General features: G+C 67.6%; 25 protein-coding genes. 13 read left to right on the forward strand and 12 right to left on the reverse strand.

What is annotated here, in order from left to right:
- Window positions 1-3 precede the first annotated feature (3 nt).
- Together ggt and LDO13_RS08300 are read left to right on the forward strand one after the other, a co-directional pair.
- The gene (ggt, locus tag LDO13_RS08295) at window positions 4-1830 is read left to right on the forward strand and encodes a gamma-glutamyltransferase (RefSeq protein WP_224049513.1); all 1827 of its coding nucleotides are present in this window, start codon (window positions 4-6) and stop codon (window positions 1828-1830) included.
- A gap of 102 nt (window positions 1831-1932) precedes the next feature.
- Window positions 1933-2235, forward strand: coding sequence for a hypothetical protein (locus LDO13_RS08300; RefSeq protein ID WP_224049514.1), 303 nt, complete (start codon window positions 1933-1935; stop codon window positions 2233-2235).
- A 32-nt stretch (window positions 2236-2267) separates the two neighbouring features.
- On the opposite strand, the gene LDO13_RS08305 is transcribed toward LDO13_RS08300, so the two are convergent.
- Entirely contained in the window at window positions 2268-3209 is a 942-nt protein-coding gene (locus LDO13_RS08305) for a DMT family transporter (RefSeq protein ID WP_224049515.1), read from the reverse strand.
- Here LDO13_RS08305 and LDO13_RS08310 point away from each other — a divergent pair.
- The 8 genes from LDO13_RS08310 (at window position 3208) to LDO13_RS08345 (ending at window position 11985) form a co-directional block, all read left to right on the forward strand.
- Window positions 3208-4635 carry a PLP-dependent aminotransferase family protein gene (locus tag LDO13_RS08310; protein WP_224049516.1) on the forward strand — a complete coding sequence of 476 codons (1428 nt, stop codon included), beginning with the start codon at window positions 3208-3210 and terminating at the stop codon, window positions 4633-4635. The two genes, LDO13_RS08305 and LDO13_RS08310, sit on opposite strands and share 2 nt — an antisense overlap.
- A gap of 9 nt (window positions 4636-4644) precedes the next feature.
- Window positions 4645-6108, forward strand: a complete 1464-nt coding sequence (locus LDO13_RS08315; protein ID WP_224049517.1) for a protein adenylyltransferase SelO — start codon at window positions 4645-4647, stop codon at window positions 6106-6108.
- Between the two features lie 81 nt (window positions 6109-6189).
- Window positions 6190-6927 carry a VOC family protein gene (locus LDO13_RS08320; protein WP_224049518.1) on the forward strand — a complete coding sequence of 246 codons (738 nt, stop codon included), beginning with the start codon at window positions 6190-6192 and terminating at the stop codon, window positions 6925-6927.
- A 226-nt stretch (window positions 6928-7153) separates the two neighbouring features.
- On the forward strand, window positions 7154-7798 hold the full coding sequence (locus LDO13_RS08325; RefSeq protein WP_224049519.1) for a rhodanese-like domain-containing protein: 645 nt from the start codon (window positions 7154-7156) through the stop codon (window positions 7796-7798).
- Window positions 7795-8706, forward strand: coding sequence for a sulfite exporter TauE/SafE family protein (locus tag LDO13_RS08330; protein WP_224049520.1), 912 nt, complete (start codon window positions 7795-7797; stop codon window positions 8704-8706). The genes LDO13_RS08325 and LDO13_RS08330 overlap by 4 nt, the downstream gene beginning before the upstream one ends.
- A 46-nt stretch (window positions 8707-8752) precedes the next feature.
- Window positions 8753-9049, forward strand: a complete 297-nt coding sequence (locus tag LDO13_RS08335) for a rhodanese-like domain-containing protein (RefSeq protein WP_224049521.1) — start codon at window positions 8753-8755, stop codon at window positions 9047-9049.
- Window positions 9050-9202: 153 nt separating this feature from the next.
- Complete coding sequence (locus tag LDO13_RS08340) at window positions 9203-10612, forward strand: MBL fold metallo-hydrolase (RefSeq protein WP_224049522.1); 1410 nt, start codon at window positions 9203-9205, stop codon at window positions 10610-10612.
- A 173-nt stretch (window positions 10613-10785) separates the two neighbouring features.
- Entirely contained in the window at window positions 10786-11985 is a 1200-nt protein-coding gene (locus LDO13_RS08345) for an MFS transporter (protein WP_224049728.1), read from the forward strand.
- A gap of 63 nt (window positions 11986-12048) precedes the next feature.
- Here the strand turns inward: LDO13_RS08345 and LDO13_RS08350 are convergent, their stop codons facing one another.
- The 3 genes from LDO13_RS08350 to LDO13_RS08360 all read right to left on the reverse strand — a co-directional run bounded on the left by LDO13_RS08350 (window position 12049) and on the right by LDO13_RS08360 (window position 16245).
- Window positions 12049-13329 (reverse strand): LssY C-terminal domain-containing protein, encoded by a 1281-nt coding sequence (locus tag LDO13_RS08350; RefSeq protein ID WP_224049523.1) that lies wholly within the window; start codon window positions 13327-13329, stop codon window positions 12049-12051.
- A gap of 22 nt (window positions 13330-13351) precedes the next feature.
- On the reverse strand, window positions 13352-15025 hold the full coding sequence (locus tag LDO13_RS08355; RefSeq protein ID WP_224049524.1) for an alkaline phosphatase D family protein: 1674 nt from the start codon (window positions 15023-15025) through the stop codon (window positions 13352-13354).
- A 317-nt stretch (window positions 15026-15342) separates the two neighbouring features.
- The gene (locus tag LDO13_RS08360) at window positions 15343-16245 is read right to left on the reverse strand and encodes a M20/M25/M40 family metallo-hydrolase (RefSeq protein WP_224049525.1); all 903 of its coding nucleotides are present in this window, start codon (window positions 16243-16245) and stop codon (window positions 15343-15345) included.
- A 535-nt stretch (window positions 16246-16780) separates the two neighbouring features.
- Between LDO13_RS08360 and LDO13_RS08365 the strand changes: the two genes are divergently transcribed.
- The gene (locus tag LDO13_RS08365) at window positions 16781-17968 is read left to right on the forward strand and encodes a TerC family protein (protein ID WP_224049526.1); all 1188 of its coding nucleotides are present in this window, start codon (window positions 16781-16783) and stop codon (window positions 17966-17968) included.
- Here LDO13_RS08365 and LDO13_RS08370 read toward each other — a convergent pair.
- From LDO13_RS08370 to LDO13_RS08390, 5 genes are all read right to left on the reverse strand, one after another.
- Window positions 17965-18606 carry a thymidylate kinase gene (locus tag LDO13_RS08370; protein ID WP_224049527.1) on the reverse strand — a complete coding sequence of 214 codons (642 nt, stop codon included), beginning with the start codon at window positions 18604-18606 and terminating at the stop codon, window positions 17965-17967. The genes LDO13_RS08365 and LDO13_RS08370 overlap by 4 nt on opposite strands.
- 72 nt (window positions 18607-18678) lie before the next feature.
- Window positions 18679-19203: a hypothetical protein gene (locus LDO13_RS08375; RefSeq protein ID WP_224049528.1), complete on the reverse strand. Its 525-nt coding sequence runs from the start codon at window positions 19201-19203 to the stop codon at window positions 18679-18681.
- 31 nt (window positions 19204-19234) lie between these two features.
- On the reverse strand, window positions 19235-19561 hold the full coding sequence (locus tag LDO13_RS08380) for a GYD domain-containing protein (RefSeq protein WP_224049529.1): 327 nt from the start codon (window positions 19559-19561) through the stop codon (window positions 19235-19237).
- A gap of 111 nt (window positions 19562-19672) precedes the next feature.
- Window positions 19673-20152 (reverse strand): NUDIX domain-containing protein, encoded by a 480-nt coding sequence (locus LDO13_RS08385; protein WP_224049530.1) that lies wholly within the window; start codon window positions 20150-20152, stop codon window positions 19673-19675.
- Entirely contained in the window at window positions 20149-20787 is a 639-nt protein-coding gene (locus LDO13_RS08390) for a hypothetical protein (protein ID WP_224049531.1), read from the reverse strand. Before LDO13_RS08390 ends, LDO13_RS08385 begins: the two co-directional genes overlap by 4 nt.
- A gap of 264 nt (window positions 20788-21051) precedes the next feature.
- On the opposite strand from LDO13_RS08390, the gene LDO13_RS08395 reads away from it, so the two are divergent.
- Window positions 21052-22272, forward strand: a complete 1221-nt coding sequence (locus LDO13_RS08395; protein ID WP_224049532.1) for an alanine racemase — start codon at window positions 21052-21054, stop codon at window positions 22270-22272.
- On the opposite strand, the gene LDO13_RS08400 is transcribed toward LDO13_RS08395, so the two are convergent.
- Both LDO13_RS08400 and LDO13_RS08405 read right to left on the reverse strand, forming a co-directional pair.
- Window positions 22253-23167 carry an MBL fold metallo-hydrolase gene (locus tag LDO13_RS08400; RefSeq protein WP_224049533.1) on the reverse strand — a complete coding sequence of 305 codons (915 nt, stop codon included), beginning with the start codon at window positions 23165-23167 and terminating at the stop codon, window positions 22253-22255. The two genes, LDO13_RS08395 and LDO13_RS08400, sit on opposite strands and share 20 nt — an antisense overlap.
- A complete protein-coding gene (locus LDO13_RS08405; protein WP_224049534.1) occupies window positions 23164-23565 on the reverse strand; it encodes a helix-turn-helix domain-containing protein in 402 nt (133 codons plus the stop codon). The genes LDO13_RS08400 and LDO13_RS08405 overlap by 4 nt, the downstream gene beginning before the upstream one ends.
- 101 nt (window positions 23566-23666) lie before the next feature.
- On the opposite strand from LDO13_RS08405, the gene LDO13_RS08410 reads away from it, so the two are divergent.
- Window positions 23667-24527: an SDR family oxidoreductase gene (locus LDO13_RS08410; protein WP_224049535.1), complete on the forward strand. Its 861-nt coding sequence runs from the start codon at window positions 23667-23669 to the stop codon at window positions 24525-24527.
- Here the strand turns inward: LDO13_RS08410 and LDO13_RS08415 are convergent.
- Complete coding sequence (locus LDO13_RS08415; RefSeq protein ID WP_224049536.1) at window positions 24514-25863, reverse strand: MFS transporter; 1350 nt, start codon at window positions 25861-25863, stop codon at window positions 24514-24516. The genes LDO13_RS08410 and LDO13_RS08415 overlap by 14 nt on opposite strands.
- Between the last annotated feature and the right edge of the window lie 8 nt (window positions 25864-25871).

Here is a 25871-nt window from a genome sequence, read left to right on the forward strand (position 1 = left end):
ACCATGCCATCCATAAAACGTCGACTGGCTGCCATCACGGCAGTCCTTGCCCTGAGCACGACGGGCGGCGCAGTCATCAGCCCCGCCTTCGCAGATCCGCGGCAGACTGACAAGACCCCGACCGCCACCGGCTATGGCGGCGCGGTGAGCACTGTGGACCCGGAGGCATCGGCCGCTGCGATCAAGATCCTCCGCGACGGCGGCAACGCGGCGGATGCCGCTGTCGCCGCGGCAGCGACCCTGGGCGTGACAGAGCCCTACAGTGCCGGGATCGGCGGCGGCGGCTACTTTGTCTTCTACAACGCAAGCAACGGCAAGGTCGGCACCATCGACGGCCGGGAAACCGCACCGGCGGCCATGCCGAATGACGCCTTCATTGACCCCGGCACCGGCCGGCCCTACCCCTTTACGCCCGACCTCGTCACGAGCGGAGTCTCCGTGGGCGTCCCGGGCACACCGGCCACGTGGGCGCGCGCCCTCGACCGCTGGGGTACCCGGGACCTTGGGGACGCCCTCGAACCCGCCATCGACGTCGCGACCCGCGGCTTCGTAGTCGACGCGACATTCCGTCAACAAACGCTCGACAACAAACTTCGTTTCGAGGCCTTCACGTCGACGAGCAGTCTGTACCTCCCGGGCGGCGACGCACCCGCCGTCGGCAGTGTCTTCCGGAACCCCGATCTTGCCGCAACCTACCGGCTCCTCGCGGAGAAGGGTACGCGGGGCTTCTACCGCGGCCCGCTCGCGGAAGAGATCGCGGACGCAGTCCAGGCCCCGCCCAAGTCCGCCACCACGACGCTGCCTGTTCCGGCCGGCCATATGACGGCGAAGGACCTCGGCGCCTACGCCGCCCTGGACCAGGCGCCCACTCATGTGGAGTACCGCGACCTGGACGTGTACGGCATGGCGCCGTCGAGCAGCGGCGGCACCACCATCGGCGAGGCGCTGAACATACTGGACACGGTCAACCTGTCCGAGATGTCCACCTCCGGCGCCCTGCACCACTATCTGGAGGCGAGCGCCCTCTCCTTTGCGGACCGGGCCAAGTACGTGGGCGACCCGGCGTTCGTCGATGTCCCCACCGGCGAACTCACGGACCCGCTGTTCGGCAAGGAACGGGCATGCATGATCGATCCCGGGAAAGCGGCTGCCAAGCCTGTCGCCCCGGGCGATGTGTCCACGTACGACGGCGCGTGCCCGGCAACGCCGGGCACGCTAGGCGCTGAGAGGGACACTGAGAATATTTCGACGACCAACCTGACCGTGGCGGACCGTTGGGGGAACGTGGTGGAATACACGCTGACGATCGAGCAGACAGGCGGGTCCGGCATCGTGGTGCCCGGCCGCGGTTTCCTGCTGAACAACGAGCTGACCGACTTCTCCACCGTGTACGACCCGGCCGATCCGAACCGGATCGAGCCGGGGAAGCGCCCCCGTTCTTCGATGTCGCCCACCATCGTCCTGAAGGACGGTGATCCGTACCTCGCGCTCGGCTCGCCCGGCGGTTCGACGATCATCACCACCGTCCTGCAGGCGATCGTGAACAGGGTGGATCTGGGCATGAGCATTCCTGAGGCCATCGCCGCCCCGCGTGCTTCGCAGCGAAACACGCCAAAGGTGACGGCCGAGCCGGATTTCATCGCGGCCTACGGAAAGAAGCTCGCCCGGTATGGCCACGAATTCACTCCGTCGGGTGACGCGTTCACCTCAGCGGCGGAGATCGGCGCTGCGACAGCAATCGAGTTCCTGCCCGACGGGCGCATGATTGCCGCGGCTGAGCCCGTGCGGCGCGGAGGCGGCTCGGCAATGGTGGTTAAACCGTCGCCGTGAGTCCCGTGCCGTGCCAGCAAATCACTCCCGCCCGTCTCCTTACGAAGAGGGCCCATTCGGGCCTACAGTTGGGCTTCCAGCACTGTCGACAGGAGTGGCCACATGATTACCCTGCAGATCGAACACCAGGTCCGGGACTTCGGCATGTGGAGGAGGGCCTTCGACAGCGACCCGCTGAACCGCGCCGCCTCGGGGGTGCGGTCCTACCGGATCTCGCGGCCCCTGGACCAGGAGGATTACGTGATGCTGGAGATGGATTTCGACACGCAGGCAGCCGCTGTTGACTTCCTGGGCCGGCTGCAGAACGACACCTGGAAAACCGGTGTGACGGCGCCGGCGCTGGTCGGTGAGCCTTCGACCCGGATCATCGAGACGGTCGCCATCGAGCAGGTGCCCGCACCCTAACGGCCGGTTCACCGTACCGGCACGCCGTCGGGCTATCGCGTAAGGTTCGACGGCGGCCGGCTGAGCCGCGTGCGGACGGCAAGACCGGCGCAGAGGATGACGACCAGGCCGCCGGCGATGGTGGTCCAGGCCAAGGTTTCCCCCAGCAGGAGCCCGGCCCAGCAGATGCTCAAGACGGGCTGGATGAGTTGGACCTGGCCGACCTGCGCCATCGGGCCGATGGCCAGCCCGTGGTACCAGGCGAAGAAGCCGAGGAACATGCTGACGACGCCCAGGTAGGCAAAGGCCGCCCACTGCACCGCTGTGCCCGAGGGCGGCTGCTGGGCCATAGAGAGGACCATCAGGAACACCATCAGGGGAGAGGCGAGGACGAGCGCCCAGGAGACGGTTTGCCACGCGCCGAGGTCACGCGCCAGCAGGCCACCTTCGGCGTATCCGACCGCCGCAGCCACGACGGCGCCGAAGAGCAGGAGGTCTGGCCACTGCAGTTGCCCGAGGCCGGCGGACTGCGCGGAGGCGAAGGCGATTGCGGCCACGGCGCCGACGCCGGAGATGAGCCAGAAGGCGGGCCGCGGACGTTCGCGGCCGCGGAGTACCGCCATCGTTGCGGTGGCGGCCGGGAGCAAGGCGATGACGACGGCACCGTGACTGGCGGGGACAGCGGTGAGCGCGAACGACGTCAGCAGAGGGAAGCCGACGACGACCCCGCCAGCAACGACGGCCAGGCTTTTCCACTGGGCACCGTGCGGAAGGCGCTGCCGGGTGAGGGCCAGGGCGCACGCGGCGAGGACCGCAGCCACCACGGCACGGCCGGAGCCGATGAACAAGGGATCCAGCCCGCCGACCGCCAGCCTGGTGAACGGAACGGTAAAGGAGAAGGCTGCTACTCCGAGCAGACCCCACCACAAGCCGTTCGCCGGGCGAACGGATATCGGTGGCCGCAAAACTTCAGTAGCGCTACTATTGTCTCTCATGTCCAACGATAGCAGTTCCGTTATTGCCGAACGACTCCGGGCCTGGATCGCGGCAGCCCCGCCCGGGGCCAGGCTGCCGTCCACACGCTCGCTGGTCGCCGAATATCGGGCGAGTCCCGTGACAGTGCAGAAAGTCCTCCGCGCCCTCTCGACCCAAGGACTGATCGAGAGCCGGCCCGGCGTCGGGACATTCGTCCGGGCGGTCCGGACAGCACGGCCCGCCGACTACGGCTGGCAGACGGCAGCGCTGCGTTCACCCCAGGCGCCGCCCCGGCCGGTCTCCACTGCAATGCGCACGACATCAAACGATGTCATTGCCTTCCACTCGGGATACCCGGACCGGGAACTCCTGCCGGAGCGGCTGGTGCGCGCCGCCCTCACCCGGGCAGCCCGCGGCGACGCGGCCTTGTCGCGGCCGCCGGCGGCGGGCCTGCCGGAGCTGCAGTCCTGGTTCGCCCAGGAACTCCGGGCCTCCACCCCGGCCGGGGTCACTCCGCCGACGCCGAGTGATGTCATCGTGCTGCCCGGAAGCCAGAGTGGCCTCAGCTCCGTATTCCGCGCCCTGGCCGGCAGCGGGCAGTCCCTGCTGATGGAGTCACCGAGCTATTGGGGGGCCATCCTGGCCGCGGCGCAGGCCGGCGTCCACGTCGTCCCGGTGCCGAGCGGGCCGGAGGGCCCCGACGCGGAAGAGCTGGCCCGGGCCTTCGGGGAAACCGGGGCACGGCTGTTCTACGCACAGCCGAACTATGCGAATCCCACCGGTGCGCAATGGCCGGCGCGGGTGGCCGAACAAGTGCTGGACGTCGTCCGGTCGCACGGCGCGTTCCTCGTCGAAGACGACTGGGCGCACGATTTCGGCATCACCACGTCCGCCGTCCCCGTGGCGGCCCGAGATGACTCCGGGCACGTCGTCTACCTTCGCTCACTCACCAAGAGCGTGTCCCCGGGAATCCGCGTTGCGGCCGTAATCGCCCGCGGACCGGCCCGCGACCGCATCCTCGCCGACCGGGGCGCTGAGTCGATGTACGTCAGCGGCGTGCTGCAGTCGGCGGCCCTCGACGTCGTGACCCAGCCCGGGTGGCAGACCCACCTCCGCGGACTCCGCCACCAACTCCACGCCCGCCGGGACCTGCTGGCCAGCAGCCTGCGGGAGCATGCCCCGCAGGCCCACATCGAACACCTTCCGAGGGGAGGGCTGAACCTGTGGGCGCGCCTGCCCGACGGGACAGACCTCGAACAGCTCACCCGCGACTGTGAGGCCGCCGGGGTCATCATCGCCCCGGGCACCGAGTGGTTCCCGGCCGAACCGGCGGGACAGTTCATCCGGCTCAACTACGCCGGACCCAACCCCGCCGCCTTTCCCGAAGGAGCCCGCATCCTCGGCGGGATGATGAAACGCCAGTCCGGTCGGGGCACCGGAGGATAGTCTGGTGGTATGAGTGCTATTGCCCCCTCCGCCGTCACCTTTGACGGACGCTTCGCCCGGGAGCTCAAGGAAATGGCAATTCCCTGGCAGGCGGAGCAGGTGCCGGACCCGCGCCTCCTGGTGCTCAACGAGCCTCTGGCCGCCGAGCTGGGCCTCGGCGCCGCCTACCTGCGTGGTCCGGACGGGTTGCTGCTGCTGACGGGCAACCTGGTCCCCGGCGGCGCCACGCCCGTGGCGCAGGCGTACGCCGGGCACCAGTTCGGCTGGTTGGCCCCCCGCCTCGGTGACGGGCGTGCACTTCTGCTCGGTGAGATCGCCGACGCGGACGGCCGTCTCCGCGATGTCCACCTGAAAGGCTCGGGGCGCACGCCCTTCGCCCGCGGCGGTGACGGACTGGCCGCCGTCGGCCCGATGCTGCGCGAATATGTCGTGAGTGAAGCGATGCACGCCATGGGCATCCCCACCACGCGGTCCCTCGCCGTCGTGGCGACGGGGCGTCCCGTGCTCCGCGAGACCTTGCTGCCCGGAGCAGTGCTCACCCGCGTCGCAAGCAGCCATCTGCGTGTCGGCAGCTTCCAGTTCGCCCGTGCCACGGGCGACATCGACCTCCTGCGCCGCCTCGCCGACCATGCGATCGCCCGGCACTTCCCTGCGGCGGCGGAGGCCCGGAATCCTTATGTCGCGCTGCTCCAGTCGGTGATAGCGGCCCAGGCCTCGCTGGTGGCCCGGTGGATGCTGGTGGGTTTCGTCCACGGAGTGATGAACACCGACAACATGACGATCTTCGGCGAGACCATCGACTACGGCCCCTGCGCCTTCCTGGACGCCTTCGACCCGGCAGCGGTCTACAGCTCGATCGACGAGACCGGGCGCTACGCTTACCGCAACCAGCCGGTCGTGGCGGAATGGAACCTCACCCGGCTCGCAGAGTCCCTCCTGCCCCTCTTCCACGACGAACAGGAGCAGGCCGTCGTCCTGGCGCAGGACTCCCTTGCCGCGTTCCGCAGGCAATACAGCGCGGCCTGGTCGGCCGGCCTGCGGGCCAAGATCGGCCTGCCCGACGATCTCGACGACGACGCGGCCTCGCCCCTCGTGGACGAGCTGCTCAGCCTCCTGCAGGCCGGCCGGGCTGACCACACAATGTTCTTCCGCGGCCTGGCCGAGGCAGCCCGCGGGCGCACAGCCCGCGTGCGGAGCCTGTTTCCCGACCCGGCCGCGTTCGATGCGTGGGCAGTGCGCTGGAGCTCCCTGGGCCCCGACGCCGACGCAATGGACCGGGTCAACCCCGCCTATATCCCGCGGAACCACCTGGTCGAGGAGGCCCTCGACGCCGCCACGGCGGGCGACCTCGACCCGTTCGCCCGCCTCCTTGAGGCCGTGACCAGCCCGTACGACGAGCGTCCGGAGCTGGAGCGCTACGCCGCCGCCGCGCCGGAGGACTTCGGCCCCTACCGGACGTTCTGCGGAACCTAGGCCAACGGCCTCGGGACTCATCCAGCGCAGGCTGGGGCGTGCCTCCCATGCCGGGTCTTACCCGGTATAGGCTCGGGCAGTATGGCGCTGCGACTTGTCCAGGTGAATTTCAAGGCTCGGAATGACTCGGCTCTCGGCCGATTTTGGGCGGAGGCGCTCGGCTGGGGTGTTTCCAGCGAGGGGCCCGGCGTGACCAATGTCGAACCCCTGGGCTTCGTCTGGCCGGACCCCGTCGCCGTCTGCGTCGATGTCGTCACCGTCCCGGACCCCGAGACGGTGAGATACCGCGCGCGCCTCGATCTCGCCACCACCTCTGCGGCCCATCAGGCGGAGCTGGTCGCGCACCTGGTGGAGCTTGGCGCGGTGCCCGCCGACGCGGGCGAGGGTGACGTGCCGTGGAAGGTTCTGGCCGACCCGGAGGGCAACCTGTTCCGGGTGCTGGAGCCGCGCCCGCTCTACCGGGACACGGGACCGATCGCCGCTGTAGTGGTCAGCTGTGCGGATCCGCGGGAAATGGCCCGGTTCTGGAGCGAGGCGATGGATTGGACCTGGCACGAGGTGACCGACGACCGTGCGAGGCTGCGTTCGGCCCAAGGGGTGGGGCCCTACCTGGAGTTCTGCCGCACGCCGGTCTCAAAGACCGTGTGGGGTCGTGTCCATCTCGACCTCATGCCGTACCCCGGCGATGATCAAGCGGCAGAAGTGGCCCGGCTGCGGGCACTGGGCGCCACGGACGCCGACGTCGGCCAGGGCGTGGTGCCATGGGTGTGCCTCGCGGACTCAGAGGGCAACGAGTTCTGCGTCCTCGCCCCGCACTGACCCAGAGCCTCGCCCGTAGGCACCGGCCCGGGCGATACGGACGCCGGGCGCCGGTGTCCGTTTGGGGTGATTGCGGGGGAGTCCCGCTGAATCAGGGTCCATAAATGGCTACTAAGCCAGGGATAGATGGGCGGAAAGAGCATACCCCCATGGGTATTTTGACTACCCCAGGGGGTATCTGTGATACTCGGTGGGGTATTCACTTTGCTTGTTTCGAAAGGACCCCATGACGCCCCCTTCCACTTCCTCCGCCCACTCCTCGTCCGCGCCGGCGGTCACCGCCCTGGCTCCGGAAACGCTGCGCAACTGGGTCCAGGAACACCAGGACCTCATCATGATCGACGTCCGCTCGGCCGCGGAGTTTGAAAACATGCACATCCGCGGCTCCTACAACGTCCCGCTGCCGCTGCTCTCCGAGCACACGGACGAACTGGCGGCCCGCCTGGGCAGCCGCGTCGTCCTCGTATGCCAGTCGGGAGCGCGGGCCGAGCAGGCACGGCAGCGCCTGGGCGGTGCGGGAATCGGCACGGCCTACGTCCTGACCGGCGGAGCCCCGGCGTTCGCTGAGATCGGCGGAGACGTAGTCCGCGGGAAGGCCCGCTGGGACCTTGAACGCCAGGTCCGGCTTGCTGCCGGTTCCCTCGTGGTTCTGGGCCTCGCCGGCGGCAAGTTCGTCTCTCCGAAGGTCCGGCTCCTTGCCGGGGCCATCGGTACTGGCCTGGCGTTCTCCGCCGCCACCAACACGTGCGCCATGGGCCGGGCCATCTCGGCCATGCCGTGGAACAAGGCAGCCAAGGAGCCGACCCGCGAGTCCGCCATCCTGCAGTTTCCTGTTGCAAACGCCGTGACCCCGGCGTCCAAAGCCTCATGACCGCGACGCTGATTTTCGTCCTCGCCCTGTCCGTGCTCATCGGGTTGTCGCTCGGTGTGCTCGGTGGAGGCGGCTCCATCCTGACGGTGCCGATTCTGGTCTACGTGGCCGGATTCGAAGCCAAGGAAGCCATTGCGGCGTCCCTCTTCGTGGTCGGCGTGACCTCGGCCGTCAGCGTTTTCAGCCACGCCCGCGCCGGCCGCGTCATGTGGCGCACCGGGCTGCTGTTCGGCGCCGCAGGGATGGCCGGAGCCTTCGTGGGGGGACTCCTGGGCGGGCACATCCCCGGCCAGATCCTCCTCATCGCGTTTGCCCTGATGATGGTCGCCACCTCCATCGCCATGATCCGCGGCCGCAAGAAGAAGGCTGACGCGGGCGCCGAAGCACCCAAGCACGCCGAACTGCCGCTGTTCCGCGTTCTGCTCGACGGCCTCGTCGTCGGCCTGGTCACGGGCCTCGTCGGCGCCGGCGGCGGATTCCTGGTGGTCCCGGCCCTGGCGCTGCTCGGCGGGCTGCCGATGGCAATCGCCGTCGGAACCTCGCTCGTCGTCATCGCCATGAAGTCCTTCGCCGGACTGGCCGGCTACCTCACCACCGTGGAGTTGGACTGGGGGATCACGCTCGCCGTCACCGCGGCCGCCATTGTCGGCACCCTGATCGGCTCCAGGCTGGCCGGGCGCATTCCGGAAGCGGCCCTGCGCAAGAGTTTCGGCTGGTTCGTGCTGCTGATGGGCGCCTTCGTCCTTATCCAGCAGGCCCCCGGGGACCTGCGCGGACCGATCGCCCTGGCGGTGGCGGGGGGCGCAGTCGTCGCGGCCGCCGTCTGCTGGCTCTTCGTCAGGTCCTGCCCGCTGCGCAAGTCCAACCGGACTGCCAGCCGCCAGGACTCCCTGCCCGCACCGGTCTGATGCGGACCGACCCACCTATCAACATCCTGCAACGAAAGGCACCAGCATGGCAGAAATTAGCATCACCGAAGCGGATCAGCGCCGGAACCAGGCGCAGGTCCTGGACGTCCGCGAGGACTTCGAGGTCGCCGAGGGCATGATCCCCGGCGCGCTCCACATCCCCATGGGGGAGCTGCAGGCGCGGCTGGCCGAGCTGGACCCGAAGGTTCCGGTCATTGCCATCTGCCGCAGCGGCAACCGCAGTGCCCGCGTGGCCGATGCCCTCAACGGTGCCGGCTTCACCGCAGACACCATGGACGGCGGCATGATCGCGTGGACCCGCGCGGGCCTGCCCACCACCTGAGCCGTCTCCGGCGGACATGCTCCGGGCCTGCCGCCTGGAGACCTTGCGAGCGCGGCTGACGCTAGCACTACGCATTTTGCAAGATACCCCCCGGGGTATTAATATTGTTCATAGGCGACAGGGATTTCCCCACCTCTCTACGAAGGAGAACACATGCTTCTGGAACGCATTTACGACGAAGACCTCGCCCAGGCCAGCTACCTGATCGGCTGCCAGGCCAAGGGCGAAGCGGTTGTGGTGGACGGCCGCCGCGACATCGCCGTCTACCAGGCCCTGGCTGCCAAGAACGGCATGAAGATCGCCGCCGTCACCGAGACCCACATTCACGCCGACTACCTCTCCGGCACCCGCGAGCTGGCCGCCGCCACCGGCGCGAAGATCTACGTTTCCGGAGAAGGCGGACCGGACTGGCAGTACGGGTTCGAGGGGGAGCGGCTGTTCGACGGCGACACGATCACCCTGGGCAACATCAGCATCAAAGCCCTGCACACCCCCGGCCACACCCCGGAGCACCTGTCTTTCCTGGTGACCGATGGCGCGTTCAGCGACCAGGCCGGCTACCTGCTTTCCGGTGACTTTGTGTTCTCCGGCGACCTGGGCCGCCCGGACCTGCTGGATGAGGCTGCCAGCGGTGTGGACACCCGCTTCGTGGGGGCCAGGCAGCTCTTCGCAAGCCTGCGGGACAAATTCCTGACCCTGCCCGACTACGTCCAGGTCCACCCGGCGCACGGTGCCGGCAGCGCCTGTGGCAAGGCCCTAGGTGCCATCCCGTCCTCCACGGTCGGCTACGAGCGGCTGTACGCCTGGTGGGGACCCTACCTGGCGGCCAATGACGAGCAGGGCTTCATCGATGAACTGCTCGACGGCCAGCCCGACGCCCACGCCTACTTCGGCCGGATGAAGCGGGAAAACCGCGAGGGTCCGGCAGTCATGGGCGAGCGTGCACCCTTGCAGGAACTAGACCTCGCCTCCGTTGCCAGGGACCTGGCGGAGGACAAGGTGACCTTCATCGACACCCGCCCCAACGACCAGGCCCACCAGGGCACTGTCTCCGGTTCCCTGAACGTCCCGGCCGGCAAATCCGTGGCCAGCTTCGGCGCCTGGGTCGTGAACCCGGAAACCGACAAGAACCCCCTGGTGCTGCTGGCTTCGGACCAGGACGCCGCGCAGGACCTGTGGGACCACCTTGTCCGGGTCGGCATCGACAAGGTCGCCGGCTATGTCACCGGCTTCGAGGGCCTGCCCACCAGCACCCCGACGCTCATCCGGCCCGAAGAACTCGAGGGCTTCGACGCTGCCATGATCCTGGACGTGCGCAACCGCACCGAGCACACCGCCGGGAACATCCCCGGCTCGCACCAGCTCAGTGGCGGCCGCGTGATGTGGCACCTCGATGAGCTCCCCGCGGAGGGCACCATCGTGAGCTACTGCCAGAGCGGCGTCCGGAACTCGGTCGCGGCCAGCGCGCTGCGCCGCGCCGGCTACGACGTCGTCGAACTCGACGGCAGCTACGCCGCCTGGACCGCACGGCAGCAGGCACTGCAGTCCGTCTCCGCCAGCTAGTCCGCACCAGCGGCAACTGACTGACACCGCAGGCGGCGGCCCTGGCAACAGGGCCGCCGCCTGCACTCGTCCCGACCACGTGGAGCACCATGACTTCCGGCAACACCGACGCACTGCAGCAAAGGCCCCGTACCGGCATGAGACTGGGCCTGCGGCAAAATCTGGCCCAGTTCATGCTCCTCGTCGCCGTCAACGCCCTCGTCGGCGGCACTCTGGGGCAGGAGCGCACCGTGCTTCCGTTGCTCGCCGGGCAGGTCTTCCAGCTGGACCTCTACACGTCCGCACTGACCTACATCCTCGCTTTCGGGCTCGCCAAGGCCGCCACCAACTACTTCGCCGGCACCCTCTCAGACCGCTACGGCCGCAAACCCGTCCTGATAGCAGGCTGGGTCATCGCCTTGCCGGTCCCGCTGATGCTGATCTTCGGGCCGAGCTGGGGCTGGATCGTCGCCGCCAACGTGATCCTGGGCATCAGCCAGGGACTCACGTGGTCCACCACCGTCGTCATGAAAATGGATCTGATCGGCCCTTCCCGGCGGGGCCTGGCCATGGGCCTGAACGAAGCAGCCGGCTACCTCGGCGTCGCCGGAACCGCGCTCGCCACCGGCTACATCGCCGCCACCTACGGACTGCGGCCCGGGCCGTTCCTGCTCGGTGCCGCCTACATCGCACTGGGACTCGGGCTGTCCGTCTTCGCCGTAAAGGAAACCCGGGGCCACGCCCGGCTGGAAGCGGCCAACCACACGAACGCCCACGCCGGCGCCCATGGACAACTGGGCAACTGGGAAATCTTCACCCTCACCAGCTTCCGGGACAAGTCCCTCTCCTCGGTCAGCCAGGCCGGCATGGTCAACAACCTCAACGACGGCCTCGCTTGGGGGCTCTTCCCCGTCCTCTTCGCCGCCGCCGGACTGACGATCGAAAAGATCGGCATCCTCGCCGCTGTCTACCCCGCGGTCTGGGGCGCCGCGCAACTCGTCACCGGAGCGCTGTCGGACAAATATGGCCGGAAGTCGCTGATCGTCGGCGGGATGCTCGTCCAGGCCGGTGCCCTGGCGATGATCGCCGTCGGCCAGGACTTCGGAATCTGGCTGGCCGCTGCCGCGCTCCTCGGACTCGGCACGGCAATGGTGTACCCCACCCTGCTGGCAGCCATCGGCGACGTCGCGCATCCGCAATGGCGGGCACGCTCGGTGGGCATCTACCGGCTCTGGCGCGACGGCGGGTTCGCCGTCGGCGCGCTGCTGTCCGGGATCATTGCCGATGCCTACGGCATTCCGGCCGCCGTCGGGGTCGTTGGAGCCCTCACCGGGCTGTCGGGAATTCTCGTGGCCATGCGCATGCGCGGCGGGGATCACCACCGCACGGCCTGACCTGGAGCAACCTCGGTCGCCGGACCCGGGACCCCTGGTCTGAGCCCGGATTTGACCTTCGGTTCACAAGGCGGCCACACGGCCGCGTGGGACTCTGCCCCGCCGGGAGTTCCTGGCATAGGTGCGCGAGTGCTCGCTGGAGAGGGCGATGATGAGGAGGATGTCCAGGGAGAGGCCCACAAGGTTGGTCCCGAAATCGACTGCCGCGCCGCCGTTGAGGACGTTGGCGGCCTGGGTGATGATGGCCGCCGCGCTGAGAAGCATGGCCATGACCCTGGCGGGGTTTCCGCCCCGCAGGACACCCCAGGCCAGGAGGATCTCTCCGACCCCGAACACCGCGAGGACCGTCGCAGCGGCCGTCGACTGACCAGCCGGCCCTGCTGCCGCGGCGGGATTGACGCCCATCAGCAGTGACGCGGCAAGAACGAGGGCAGCGATTCCGCGAAAGAAGACGAGAACACCTCCGAAGAGGGTCGGGGCGGGCCGCCTGGGTCGGCGGACCGCCGGCACAAGGGGCGGCCCTGCCGGGGCCGCCGTCAGGGGAGCAAGGTCGATGACCGGCAAGTCCCCGTCGGTGGAGATTGTGTCTCCGCCGCCGTTGCGCGCATGGTATCCCGTCGAAAAATCCCGGATGACCGTGACTTCCGCCTCGGGTACTGCCTGCTTTAGGGTCGCCACGACGTGGTCCCTTTCGTCGTCGGTGTTCTCCTCGATCTTGTGCGTGACCTGCAGCGTGAACAGCGACAACCCCACGGATCGGTCGTACGTGCCGGCGGCAAGCCAATCGACCCGGACGCCGCCCGGCAGCAGCCACCCGGGCGGGCAGCGCCAGAAGCGGACGTGATGGCGTTTGCCTGGGCTCCCGTCGACCTCCTGCTGATACGCAAAGTCCTGCTGGCGGCCAAAGATGAACAGCGGGCTGACCGGCGCTTCCTCGTAGCTCCGCCGGGTCAGGGTCGACAGGATGATCCGGCGGCTACTCGCCAGATCGACGTCGTCGGCCTGGGTCCAGCCCGCCCGGCGCATGGCGGCATGGATCTGGTCCCCGCTGCCGAGCAAGGCAATGTTGACCGGGTCGCCCAGCAGGCCATCGCTGGTCCGGGCCCGGCCAATGAAGTAATCCGGGAGATAGATCCTGGTCAGAATCCGGTGGACACGGGGCAGCACCAGGTACGCCAGGGCGGCCCAGAACACTAGCGCGAACCAGGCCATGTCCGGCCGCAGGCTTTCTTCCAGAAGCAGGGTGGCGAGCCAGATGGCGGCGACGCCGCTGAACACAAACAGCGCCCGGTCCAGCAAGGTATCGGCGTTGCCCGGCAGCAGGCCCCGGCCCTGCTCCTTCACGGGTGGGGCTCTTTCACGCGCGTCAGCCGTCTGCCCCGGCGCCCCTCGGAGCCAACGTGACCGAGGCGACGCGTTTCAGCCCAGGGTGCATCTGGTCTCCGCCGTTGACGACGCCGGTCTGCCACCACAGTTTCAGCCCCTCCGGGGTCACCTCCAGGCAGGCCAGGTTGTTGTCGAACCACGGCCCCCTTATGCCGGACCAGCGGAACGGCGGGTCCGGGACCTTTGCCGAGCGCGCCACCAAGGCGCCGACCGGCGTGGCCAGGCCGTACGACATGACGGCCGCGAAGGACCTCATCAACCGGGGCAGCGGGTTGCGGATGGGGGAGCAGACGGCCTGCACGATCCGGCTGCCCGACGTGCGCTCCACCTCCGAAACGTAGGAGTAATGGACGTCTCCGGAAAGAAAGGCAATGGTTTCCGGTGCCGGCCCGCGTTTGCCGTCGGCGACCTCGGTCACCATGGCCGCCACTTCCCGGAAGCTGTTCTGGAACGCACCCCAGTGCTCTAGGTCCACCGCCTGGCGCAGCTTTTCGCCGGCACGGGCGGCACGGTTTCCCCACGCACCCTGGGAGATGGCCTCATTCCAGGACTCGACGTAGTGCAGGCCCATCGGCAGCAGGAAGGGCAGCGACGTTGCCACCAGCAGGTGGCGGAATCCGCCGCGCATCCGGCCGTCGAGCCAAGCCATCTCCGCCGTGTCAACGAGGGCGCGGTGGTCCGGGGCGAGGTCCCGGGCCGCCCGGGAATCCACCACAATCAGCCGCGTGTCCCCGAAATCCCGATAGTAGCTCCACCGGTATGACCCTGGGTCCTGATCGGCCCGGTCCGCGAAGCTGTCCAGTTCCGCGCTGACATCAATCTCGTCCTCGCCCTCATGCGCGGCGATGTGCTGCCAGATGGCATCGTCAGCCCGCTCCTGCGGCGAAAGATTCCCCAGATGCTGGTAGACCCAGTACGAGGCGAGCCCCGCCACGATCCGCCCGTGCCACCAGGAGGTGGCCTCCATTTCCTTCTTCCAGCTGAGCGAGGTGTTCCAGTCATCGCGGATGTCGTGGTCATCGAAGATCATGGCGCTCGGCAGCGTGGACAGCAGCCACCGGTTCGCGGGGTCCGACCAGGCCAGGAAATAGAGGTGGGCGTATTCCTCGTAGTCCTTGAGCTCCTCGCCGGGCGGCGCCTCGATGTCACGCCGGGCACGGATGAACTCCTGCATCTGGTCGCTGGTCAGGTCGGCATACACCTGGTCTCCGAGGAAGGCCACCAGGTCCGGCCACGACTCGTCGCCGCCGGAGGCCATCTTCAGTGCGTAAGCGCGCAGTGAGTCGACGCCGTGGGTCCGGTTCCCGTGCTCATCGTGCGGGACGCTGGTCCGGCAGGAGCCGTAGGCCATCCGCAGCGGCTTGCCGGGTTTCAGGGTGGCGATCATGGACGGCGGGAACTCCGGCTCGGGTTCGGGCCAGGCCTGTGCCCCGTTGATGTCGAGGGAGTAGGGCGTAACGGTCCCGGGCTCCAGCCCGTCCAGCTCCACCAGCGCGTAGTGGTGGCCGTGAGCTGCGAACGTGCCGGCGTCCCAGTGCCTGCCGCCGGCCCGGATGGAGACCCGGCCCGCGGACCGGGTCTCCACCCAGACACTCGCCGAGGTCTCATCCACGTACCGCATCATCGGGCCGAGCACCAAGGGAGAGGTCGTCATGACTCAGTTGTACCTGCTCGGCCCCGGCTGCGGCCATGGCCTGGCGGAAATGATCCCCCTGCGGTTCGGGGCGGCATGAGCGGGGAAAGCGGCTATGCCGCCGCGAACCGGCTCCTCTCCGGGCCTGAACGGCAGACCGCAGTCTTCGAGTTCAATGACATCGCCTGAATCAGCCCTTTCGGCCGGGGCTGACAGCAATCTCAACGTGCCGGGCGACATGTCCAGGCCGGCACGTTCATTCTGGAACGTCTCGGAAGTCCGGACGTGTCGCGGCTGCATCTGGTCTCCAGCGAACTTCAGGTCCGCGGGTCCAGCGGTCAGCCGCGTGGGGCCAGGGCGTAGGACGCGGTGGCGTAGGCCATGGCGCCGGACATGTCCTTGAGCAGGTCGGCGTTGATGTTGCTGGTGGTGTCGCAGGCCTTGTGGTAGCAGGAATCGAGGACCTTGCCGGCTGTCCCGCCGTAGGCCTGCACCTGGGCTTGGGTCTTTTTCTTCACCTCGCCGGTGAACAGCCCGCCGCCGGGAATGCCTGCCCTGAGGAACGGATCGTAATCGGAGTCGCCGTCGACAAAGGGCGTTGTTTCCGCCGGCAGCGAGTTCTCCTTGAAGTAGCGCTCGAAGACGGCTTCAATCCCGTCGGAGCCCTTCGGCCCGGCATCCCCGAAGTCCGACCCGTCGCCGTCGTGGAAGGACCGGACACCGTTCGGCGAGGCCGCCATATCCACGTTCAGGTAGGCCGCAGTCTGCTCCTTCCCGGCCTTGCTCAACTCGTTAACGTAATGCCGGGAACCGTCGAGGTCATTCTCCTCGGCGCCCCAGAACGCGAACACCACCCGGTTCACCGGAGTGATGCCTTTCTCCTTCATCCACTTCGCCGTCTCGAGGATGGCCGCGACGCCGCTGCCATTGTCGTTGATCCCCGGGCCATCTTCCACGGAGTCCAAATGGCCGCCCACCACCACGGTGTGATCGGCGCTCCCGCCGGTCTCGGCCAGGATGTTGAAAGTCTCCACCTGCTTCCGGTTCTTGCCGTCACCCCGGTAAGTGAACGTTTGCCGGACCGGGGTGTACCCGGCGGCGCGCAACTGCTCCTCAACGTACCGGCCCGATTCCTCATACCCCTTCGTTCCCGCAACGCGGTTGCCACCATTGTCATCAGCAATCCGCTGCAGCGCCTCCAGATGGCCCACCATGGCCCGGCCCTTGAAATCCTCCAGCACCGCCCGCGCATCCACCCCGCCCACAGGTTCCAGGCGCGGAGCTTGGGCGCTGGGACTCGTGGATCGAGGAGCCGCGGAGCTCCCCGGGCCGGTGGTCACTAAGTCGGGCGGGGAGCCGGCTGCGGGCTCGGAAGTACAGGCCGTCGCCGACAGCAACATCACGGCCAGGATCGAAGGAAGTAGATGCTTGCGTAGGGTCAACATGCTGGGAAACCCGTCGTTGGTCGGTTTCAGGCCTATAGGCAAAAAGCTCGCCCCTGATGCTGTGCAAGGCCGCGGCCGCCATTGAGTCCCCGGATCGCACTGTCAGTTCCAATCATTCTCGTGGTTCCGGCTGTATCTTCAATAGCGTCTTCCTGTGAAAGCGCTGTGCGAATCGAAGTCCGCTGGTGACCACGCGGAGGGGTCCGCGGCAGGGAACGGGTCCCCGCCGTCACTCCGGTAGCCACCACCAGCACATGGATTCCCACTACCATCTGTAGTACCGGACAGCGCTGGACGCAGGGGCCAGTCCCTTCACGGAAGTTGAGCAAACATGACAGTTTCTCCCCTCATCTGGGCAATCACCATTGTCGTCATCCTGGCCCTGCTGGCCTTCGACTACTTCTTCCACATCCGCAAAGCCCATGTGCCCACGCTGAAAGAGGCAGCCGCGTGGTCCACCCTCTACGTGGGCCTGGCCGTGGTCTTCGGCATCGTGGTGTGGATCTTCGGCGGCGCCGCGATGGGGTCGGAGTACTTCGCGGGCTACATCACGGAGAAAGCGCTCTCCGTGGACAACCTCTTTGTCTTCCTGATCATCATCGCGAGCTTCCGTGTACCCCGGGAAGACCAGCAAAAGGTACTGCTGTTCGGCATCGTCTTCTCGCTGATCGCCCGCACCGGTTTCATCTTCCTGGGGGCCGCGCTGATCAACTCCTTCGCCTGGGTGTTCTACATTTTCGGCCTGATCCTGCTGATCACCGCGGGCAACCTGCTGCGGCCGGATGCCCACGGCGACGAACATGCCGACAACTTCATCATCAGGATTGCCAGAAAACTCTTCCACACCACGGAGCACTACGACGGGGACAAGCTCTTCACCATCCAGGACGGCAAGCGGGCGCTGACTCCGATGCTGCTGGTGATGGTCGCGATCGGCGGAACGGATATTCTGTTCGCCCTGGATTCCATTCCGGCGATTTTCGGGCTGACCCAGAACGTGTACGTCGTTTTCACCGCCACGGCGTTCTCGCTGATGGGCCTGCGCCAGCTCTACTTCCTGATCGACGGACTCCTGGACCGCCTCATCTACCTTGCGTACGGACTGGCGGCCATCCTTGCCTTCATCGGCGTCAAGTTGGTGCTCCACGCCCTGCACGAGAACAACCTGCCGTTCATCAACGGCGGCGAACCGGTACCTGTCATCGAGATCACCACGGCCACGTCCCTGAGCGTCATCATCGGTGTGCTTGTGATCACCGTCGTGGCCTCGCTGTTGAGCAAAGCCGGAAAGGCGCAGACTTCGATCAACAACGCGCGGCGGCACGCCGTCAACTACCTCGACTTGGAATACACCGCCGATGCTGCCGAACGCGAACGCATCTACCGGATGCTGACCGCCGAGGAGGCCCAGATCATGACCATGGACCTGAAGTACCGGAACAAGGCCAAGGACATCGACAAGATCCGCGAGCTTGTCGCGGAAGCGCACCGCCAGCACGAGAAGTATCTGGCCCGCTAGTTGCCTGGCACCGCGCCGAGCCCCGGACCGGAGGACGCGGGGCCGGCCGGGCAGCCTTCCGGCCGTTGTCCGCCGGCTTCGGCGATGACGGCTTGCACCCGGGACAGGACCTCGTCAGGGGACCCGCCTGCGGCGATGCGGGTGAACCCGGAAAATTCGGGAAGGGACTCATAGGCGTCGCGCAACGACACCAGGTCCTCGAGGCGCTCCGAGTCGGTGCCCCGCGCGAGGACCCTTGCGTGCGCCTCTCGCGGCTCGATGTCCAGGTAGATGACCAGGTCCGGCGCAGGGAGCGTTCGGATGAGCCAGGGAAGGAATCGTCCCCGGGGAAGTCCGTGCATCCCGCGGAGCGCAAGCTGGCAATGAAGGTGCCGGTCCATGACCACGAGGCCGTGGAATTTCCGGGCGCGGCGGTGTGAGTTCAGGACATTGAACGTGCGTATGGCAGTTTCGATGACGTCCGCGGTTCGTGCGGGGAGGTGTACGCCAAGCCTGGCGCCGAGCAGGGACATTCTGCGGCGGCCGGCATAGTTGCGCAGGAGCCGGGCTTTGGTCCCCGCCCGGCGGGCGGCCTCGACGGTGGCCTCGGCCGCCGTCGTCTTCCCCGAACCGTCGATGCCCGTGAGTACGATCAGCAAAAAGCAGGCTCCTTCGGGTGGTGTGGTGGTGGGGGTGATGTAATCAACGAACGACGGCGCCGGTTGATCCCCTCAGAGGTTGTGGGCCAGCAGTTCGAGCGCGATGACCAGGAGACTCAACACTACTTCGGCGAACACGATGAGCGCCTTGTGGCGGAACGGAAGGTCGAGCCGCCGGATCGCGAGGTAACCGATGATGAAGAGTGTTACCACGAGAACCACAATGGCCCACTGAAGAGCCACGGCCGTCGACCAGAGACCGAGCCCGGCCGCCGTGAGGAGCAGGATCGGAGTCACAAGGACGCTGAGTGACTCCGTGCTGACGGCGATCATGTGATTCAGCTGCGGACGGCTGGGCAGCTTCGCGTGGACCGTCAGGTGGCTCAGCAGGTCGGCGACGAAAATGCCCAGCAGGGACCCGACGACGACGATCGTCAGGGTGGCGGCCGCCGCGGCGGGCGTCGTCTCGTCTGCGTGGCTCCGCAGGGCCAGCACCACGGCCAGGCTGGTGAAGCTGATGTAGACGCGCTCCTTGAGGCTTGCCGCGCGTTGGCTCGCGGTCGGCTCCTGCCGGCCGGCCGGTTCGATCGTATCCATCGAGGGCCTCCTTCGACGTGCGGCGTGATGCTCAGGCGCCGGGAGCCCGGTATCCGACCTCGGCGGCCATCCGGAGGGCGTCCAGGGTTTCGTCGACGGTCAAGAGCACTGTTGTTTCCAGTGAGCCCAGGGCACCGCCGCCGGTGATGGCGAGCGCCACGGCGGCCATGGAGACGTTGTCCGGGGCCTCCCACAGGTTGTAGCCGTCGTGGCTGCCGAAGGCATACCAGAAACCGTGGAGCTTGCCCCCCACTGATTCGATGTAGGCCTGGGCGGCCTTTCCGCGGTCCTCCGGGTTCCTGATCATCCTGGCCCAGGTCTCAGGGGTGTAGCTGAACTTCGACAGGTAGAGCGGCATCGTCTTTCCCTTCGTTCGCTTCCGGGAGTGCGGATTACCCAAGGATGGCAGTCGGCCGCCGGACCAGCAATGCCCGGCCGTCCCTGCGGAGGCCCGAGGGAACGGGGCCGGCTACTTTTCGTGGCCCGCCAAATGGTCCACGAGCGCGTCGAGGATCGGCAGCTGGCCGCTGACCAGCTTGGTGCGGGCCACGGACTCTCCGGCCCACCTGGCGGCGTCGACTTCGGGGTAGTCCCGGACAATGCCGGATCCCCTCGGCCATTCCAGCGCAAAGGTGTTGCTCACGATCTGCTCGGGAGCGTAAGAGCCGGCTTCAGCCGTGAAGACTGTGATGACCTTGCCCGAGGGTTGCCGGAAGGCACCCAGCCGGACGTAGTCGACGGACGGCGCGGGAGTCCCCATTTCCTCGGCGAACTCGCGCCGCGCGGCGGCCAGCGGGTCCTCGTCGTTGAGGTATTCGCCCTTGGGAATCGACCAGGCGCGGGCGTCCTTGCGTGCCCAGAACGGTCCGCCCATGTGGGCTATCCACACCTCGACTTCTGGCCCTGCGCCCCGGCGATACAGCAGAATCCCTGCACTCCGGACCGTCACTGCCCGCCGCCTGCCCCGGGTGTCGCGGTGCCCTGGCCCCGCGGCCCTTCGCCGGAACCGCCGGCCGGGAGGAACTGACGGTTCCTGATCCGTGATGCACCGAATTCGAGCGCCAGGGGCTCAATCTCCCACGGTCCGCGTTCCCGAGCCTTAGGGCGGCCGACGGCGATGTGGGGCGTCCACCGGGGGTAGCGGTAACCGAGTGCCCGCGAGCCGAGGATGAAGTCATCGACATTGTCCACCAGCAACCCCTCCAGCAGCTCGTGCAGGGCCTTCACGAGGGTGACCTGAAAATCCCGCACGTGCCGGGGCACGTCCACTTCCAGGCCGCTCACGCGTCCGCCGCCCAGGAGGACCAGCCTCCCGGAGCTTGCGGAGAAACCGCCCAGCACCGGCAGCCCCTCCAGCCAGGCCACCGTCGCGTCGGCGGCCTCCCCGGCCGTCGTGAAGCCCCTGGTCCAGTCCGCGACGTCCTGGGCGAAGTCCGCCAGGACGCCGATGTGCAGCAGCGTCAGGTGGAGTCCCCGTTGCCTGCGCAGCGCATCGACGTGGCTGCCCAGTTCCTCGTAGTCGGAGGGTCCGGAGCCCACAGCGAGCACTGGCGCCTCGACCGTGATCCGTGGAGCAGACTGCATCCGGACTCCTTCCCGTGCATGCCTTCCGTTGGGTCGCCGTGCCAATATTTAGCCGTGCCATTATTTAGCCGTGCCACTCTTTATTGGTGCCATTATCCACCGGCGCCAATGTCCGCGGGGCAGGGAAACCTGCCGCCGTGCGGTGTGCCCGCAGGGTCGAGCAGGAAAGGCGCATGGCACAATCAACGAATCGGCCGTACCGGACTCCCCGCTGCCGCATCCGCCAGGGTGGGTGGACCTGTCCCGTGACCACCAAGGGGCCTCGTGAGCAGCCCGATCCAGCACCAGAGCGGACTTGACAGTGACGTGGCGGCAGGGAGGATCGCAGCCCCGGCCTACCCGCAGTTGCGGCTCAACCTCGAGGCCCTCGACTCCAACATCCGGGTGATGGCTGCCTGGTGCCGGCAACGGGGCGTGGACCTCGCCCCGCACGTCAAGACAACGATGTCCGCACCGATCATCGCGCGCCAGATGGCTTCGGGCGCCGTCGGGGTCACTGTCGCCACCGTGGACCAGGCCGGCTCGGCACTGGGCTGGGGGCACCGGCACGTCCTCGTCGCCAATGAGGTGGTCGACCGGCACGGCCTGATGCGCCTTCGCTCATGGCTGGAGGAAGATCCCGGGCTTGAAATCAGCTGCTTTGTGGATTCGGCTGCCGGTGTCGATGCGGCGGCCCGGGTTTTCGCCGGATCGGACGTCACCCTTGGCGTGCTGGTCGACGTCGGAACACCCGACGGACGCACTGGAGCCCGGACCCTGCAGGACGCCCTTGGCCTCGCTGAACTGGTCCATGGCACACCCGGCCTCCGGCTCGCCGGCGTTGCCGGGTACGAGGGCGTTGTGCCCAACACCAGGGAGGAGTCCACTATCGCAGCCGTCGACCGGCACTGCAGGCTGGTGCGGGACGTGTTCGTGGCAGCCGCACCGTACTTTGAGAGCGCCGCCCCGGTCTACTCCATGGGCGGGTCCGCGTTCCCGGACCGCGTGGCGGAACACCTTCCCGATGACGGTCTGGTGCCCGGTACCCGGATCATTTTCCGGTCCGGCTGCTACGTCACCCACGATCACGGAACCTACGCCGGCGTCAGCCCGGTTCCTGACCTGGTTCCCGCTCTCACGGTCCGGGCCGTTGTCCTGTCCACCCCCGAAGAGGGAATGGCCGTCGTCGGCGCCGGCAAACGGGACCTGCCGTACGACGCCGGACTGCCGGTCTTCCTGTCAGCCCGGACCGCGGACGGTGCCCCGAAGGCCGGGACGGCCGGCGTCGTGCGCAATCTTTTCGACCATCACGCAGTCCTCACCGGGGTGAGCGGGCTGGGCGTCACGGATGTGGTCGACTTGGGGATCTCACACCCCTGCTCCGCCTTCGACCGCTGGCCCGAATACGTCGTCACCGACAGCAACGGACAAACCCTTGATGTGTGGCACACAGACTTTCGCCGGTCCTCCCTGGCGGCGGCGACCGCTACCGGCCAAATGCCCTGAACAGGCCAAATGCCCTGAACAGAAGGAGCCTGACCGTCTGGACCGCGGACTCCCGCCGGCAGGGCCCGTTCCAGATGATGAAGTTGGCGAACCGGTGAGCCCCGGGGCGGCCGGCGATCCGGGCGGCCGCATGCCTGACCGACTCCAGGTCCCGGGCCGTCATCGGGAGCGGCGCCTCATTGGGGTGCCAGGTCGAGCCGAGCGGAAAGTCCCTGAACGGCCGGGCCGGCATTTCAATGTGGGCGCCGAGCACCACGCTGACCGGATGCAAGGCACTGAAATCGGAGAGCGTGCGCAGCGACTCCTGGAACGCCGGAAAGTCCTGCACATAGAGCCGGCCCGGATAGACCGTATCTCCCGTGAGCAGCATCCCGGTGGCCCCGTCGTAGACGGCGACGGCGGAAGGATGGTGGCCCGGCGTCGGGATCATCTCAAGAACACGGCCGCCAAGGTCGACGCGGGCCGTGCCCCGGGGCCAGCCGCCGATCCCGAAGAACGCGGCGACGTCCTCGGCTGAATGTCCCACAAGCCTGGTGTTCGGCCGGTCTGTGAACTGCCCGTCCGCAGCGACGTGGTCCCCGTGGGCATGCGAGTGGGCGACGATGAGTTCGTAACCGTCGTTGGGATGGCTGCGCAGCCAGTCCTCCATGAGGGCGTCAACTGTCGCCCGGAGTGGAAACGCGGCGGCGTCCGCCGTCGCGCCCGTATCGAGGAGGAACGCGCGCTCCTCGCCGAAAAGCAGGTAGAGGAAAGGCGCCTCGAAATTGCTGGCGAAGCTCTGCCGGAGCAGAACCGTGTCGGGCGCGGCCATGTGCACCTGGATCGGCGGTGCTGCGCTGCTTCCGCGGAACGGCGTCCCCGCATGCCAGCGCACGTCGAGATCGAGGTCCGTCACGGTGTGGATTCCCTGTTCACGGCTGCGGGGGAGTCGACGATTTCGCCCGCGTGCTCGGCTATCCAGGTGACCAGCGGGAGCAGTACGGCAACAAGCCCGCGGCCGCGCTCGGTGAGGCTGTAGTCGACCCTGGGCGGGATAACCGGCTGGGCATCGCGGCGGAGGAAGCCGTCCCCTTCGAGCGTCTTGAGTGTTTGGGCGAGCATCTTCTCGCTGATGCCTTCAGCCCGGCGGCGCAGTTCGCTCCAGCGCTGCGGACCATTCCACAGCGCTACCAGGATCAGTACACCCCATTTGCTGGAGACGTGGTCCAGGACCGTGCGGCTGGGGCAACCGGCGGGAAAGATCCCGTCCGCGCCCTCGATGGCGGATGTGCCCGGCTGTGTACTTACTTCCATATCAGTACCTTACTTTAAGGTGCGTACTCTCTCTAGGGAAGCTTTGCCGATCCGGTGCCGTTGCTATGGATATAAGACATCCCCTGGTGAAAAGGACCATCATGACCATTGTTATCACCGGCGCCACCGGACAGCTCGGACGCCTCGTTGTCGAAGCCCTCCTCGATCAGAACGTGCCTGCGGGGCACATCGTGGCCGCGGGCCGGGACCTGGCCAAAGTCGCGGACCTCGCCGAGCGGGGCGTCCAGGTCCGGAAGGTCGACTACAGCGACCCCGAGTCGCTGCGCCAGGCATTCTCGGGGGCCGAAAAGGTGCTGCTGATCTCCGGCAGCGAGGTGGGCCAGCGGCTGGAGCAGCACCGGAACGCCATCACGGCCGCCAAGGAAGCCGGCGTCGGGCTGATCGCCTACACCAGCATCGCCAACGCCGGCAGCACCGGCATGCAGCTGGCGGCCGAGCATGAGGCCACGGAGGCAGCCCTGGAAGAGTCCGGGCTGCCGTTCACACTGCTGCGCAACGGCTGGTACCTGGAAAACTACACCGATCGGCTGGGCAGCTACGTCCAGCACGGCGCCGTGCTCGGCAGCGCCGGGGAGGGACGCGTCAGCGCCGCCACCCGCGCCGACTACGCCCACGCAGCCGCGTCCGTGCTGCTCCTCGAAGGCCAGGCCGGAAGGGTTTACGAGCTCGGCGGCGACGTGCCGTTCACCCTGGGCGAGCTGGCTGAGGAAGTCAGCTCCGCTGCCGGACAGCCGGTGCCCTACCAGGACCTGCCCGTGGAGCAGTACGCGAAGGTGCTGGTGGAGGTTGGCCTGCCGGAGGCATACGCGGCCATCCTCGCCGACAGCGACAGTGGCATCGCCCGCGGCGAGCTGCTGGTGACCAGCGGGGACCTCAGCCGGCTTATCGGGCGGCCCACAACGTCCCTGCGGGAAGCCGTCCGGGCTGCTACGGGGCGGTGACCGCTTCCTGAATCCGGCCGGCCCCGTGCTGTGCCCGCGGGCCCCTTTCGGTCCGGCGTTCCTTCACGAAACAGACAAGTCCGGCGGCAAGCGTGGACGCCGCTGCCAGGGCGAAGAGCCCAGGCGTCACGCTTCCCGTCTGTTCCTTGATGACGCCGAAACCGAAGGGGGCCACGAAGCCGCCCAGGTTTCCCAGCGAGTTGATGACTGCGATGGCCGGCGCGAGGACCAACGGATGCAGGCCCGACTGGGGGATGGTCCAGAACAGCGGAGTCGCACTCTTGAAGCCCATGGCTGCGACGGACAGGAAGACCAGCGCCAGCGCCGGGGAAGCGACGGCGGCCGCGAGGGTCCCGGCCGCGGCGACCAGCAGGGCAACCGCCAGGAGGGGGCGCCTGGATTTCGCCTTGTCCTGCCACCGCGCCGCAAAATACATCGCAACGATGGCGCAGACCCATGGAACGGCGGAAAGGAACCCCACGCTGAGGTCCGTGGTGCCCGGGATCCGCCGGATGATGCTGGGGAGCCAGAAGGTGTTGGCGTAGACGGAGAGCTGGATGGCGAAGTAGATGCCGCACAGCAGCAGGATCTGCGGATTCAGGAGCATCTTCCAGCGGTCCAGCCGTCCTTCCCCGGCGCTGACGTGCCGGGCGTCCTCAGCGGCGATGGCAGCGCCAAGCGCGGACTTTTCGCCGTCGCTGAGCCACGTGGCGTCCTGGACTCTTGCGTCCAGCAGGAAGAACACCACGGCCCCGACCGCCACGGAGAGCATTCCCTCGAACCCGAACAGCCACTGCCAGCCGCGAAGGCCCAGGACGCTGTTAAGGCTTAGCAGCAGTCCGGCGATCGGCCCCGAGATGGCGGCGGCGACGGAGGACCCGGCGATGAAGATTGCCGTGGCCTTGCCGCGCTGGCCGGCCGGGACCCAGCGGGCGAAGTAGAAAATGACTGCGGGGAAGAAACCCGCCTCCGCGGCGCCGAGGAGGAACCGCAGGACATAGAACATCGTCTCGTCCTGCACGAAGGCCATCAGGAACGCGACGATGCCCCAGCTGACCATGATCCGGGACAACCAGACCTTCGCACCGTACTTCTCCATCATGACGTTGCTGGGCAGCTCAAAGATGGCATAGGCGATGAAGAACAGGCCGGCGCCCAGGCCGTAGGCCGCGGCACCGATGCCCACGTCGGCTTCCAGCTGTGCCTGGGCGTAGCCGATGTTCGAGCGGTTGAGCTGGTTGCACACGAGCATGACCAGCAGGATGGGAAGCACGCGCTTAAAGAACTTTTTCGTGGCGGTTGCCACGTCCGTGACGGCGGTGTCGACAGACTGCATACGGAGTG

The organism is Arthrobacter sp. NicSoilB4, assembly GCF_019977335.1.
Lineage (GTDB): Bacteria > Actinomycetota > Actinomycetes > Actinomycetales > Micrococcaceae > Arthrobacter.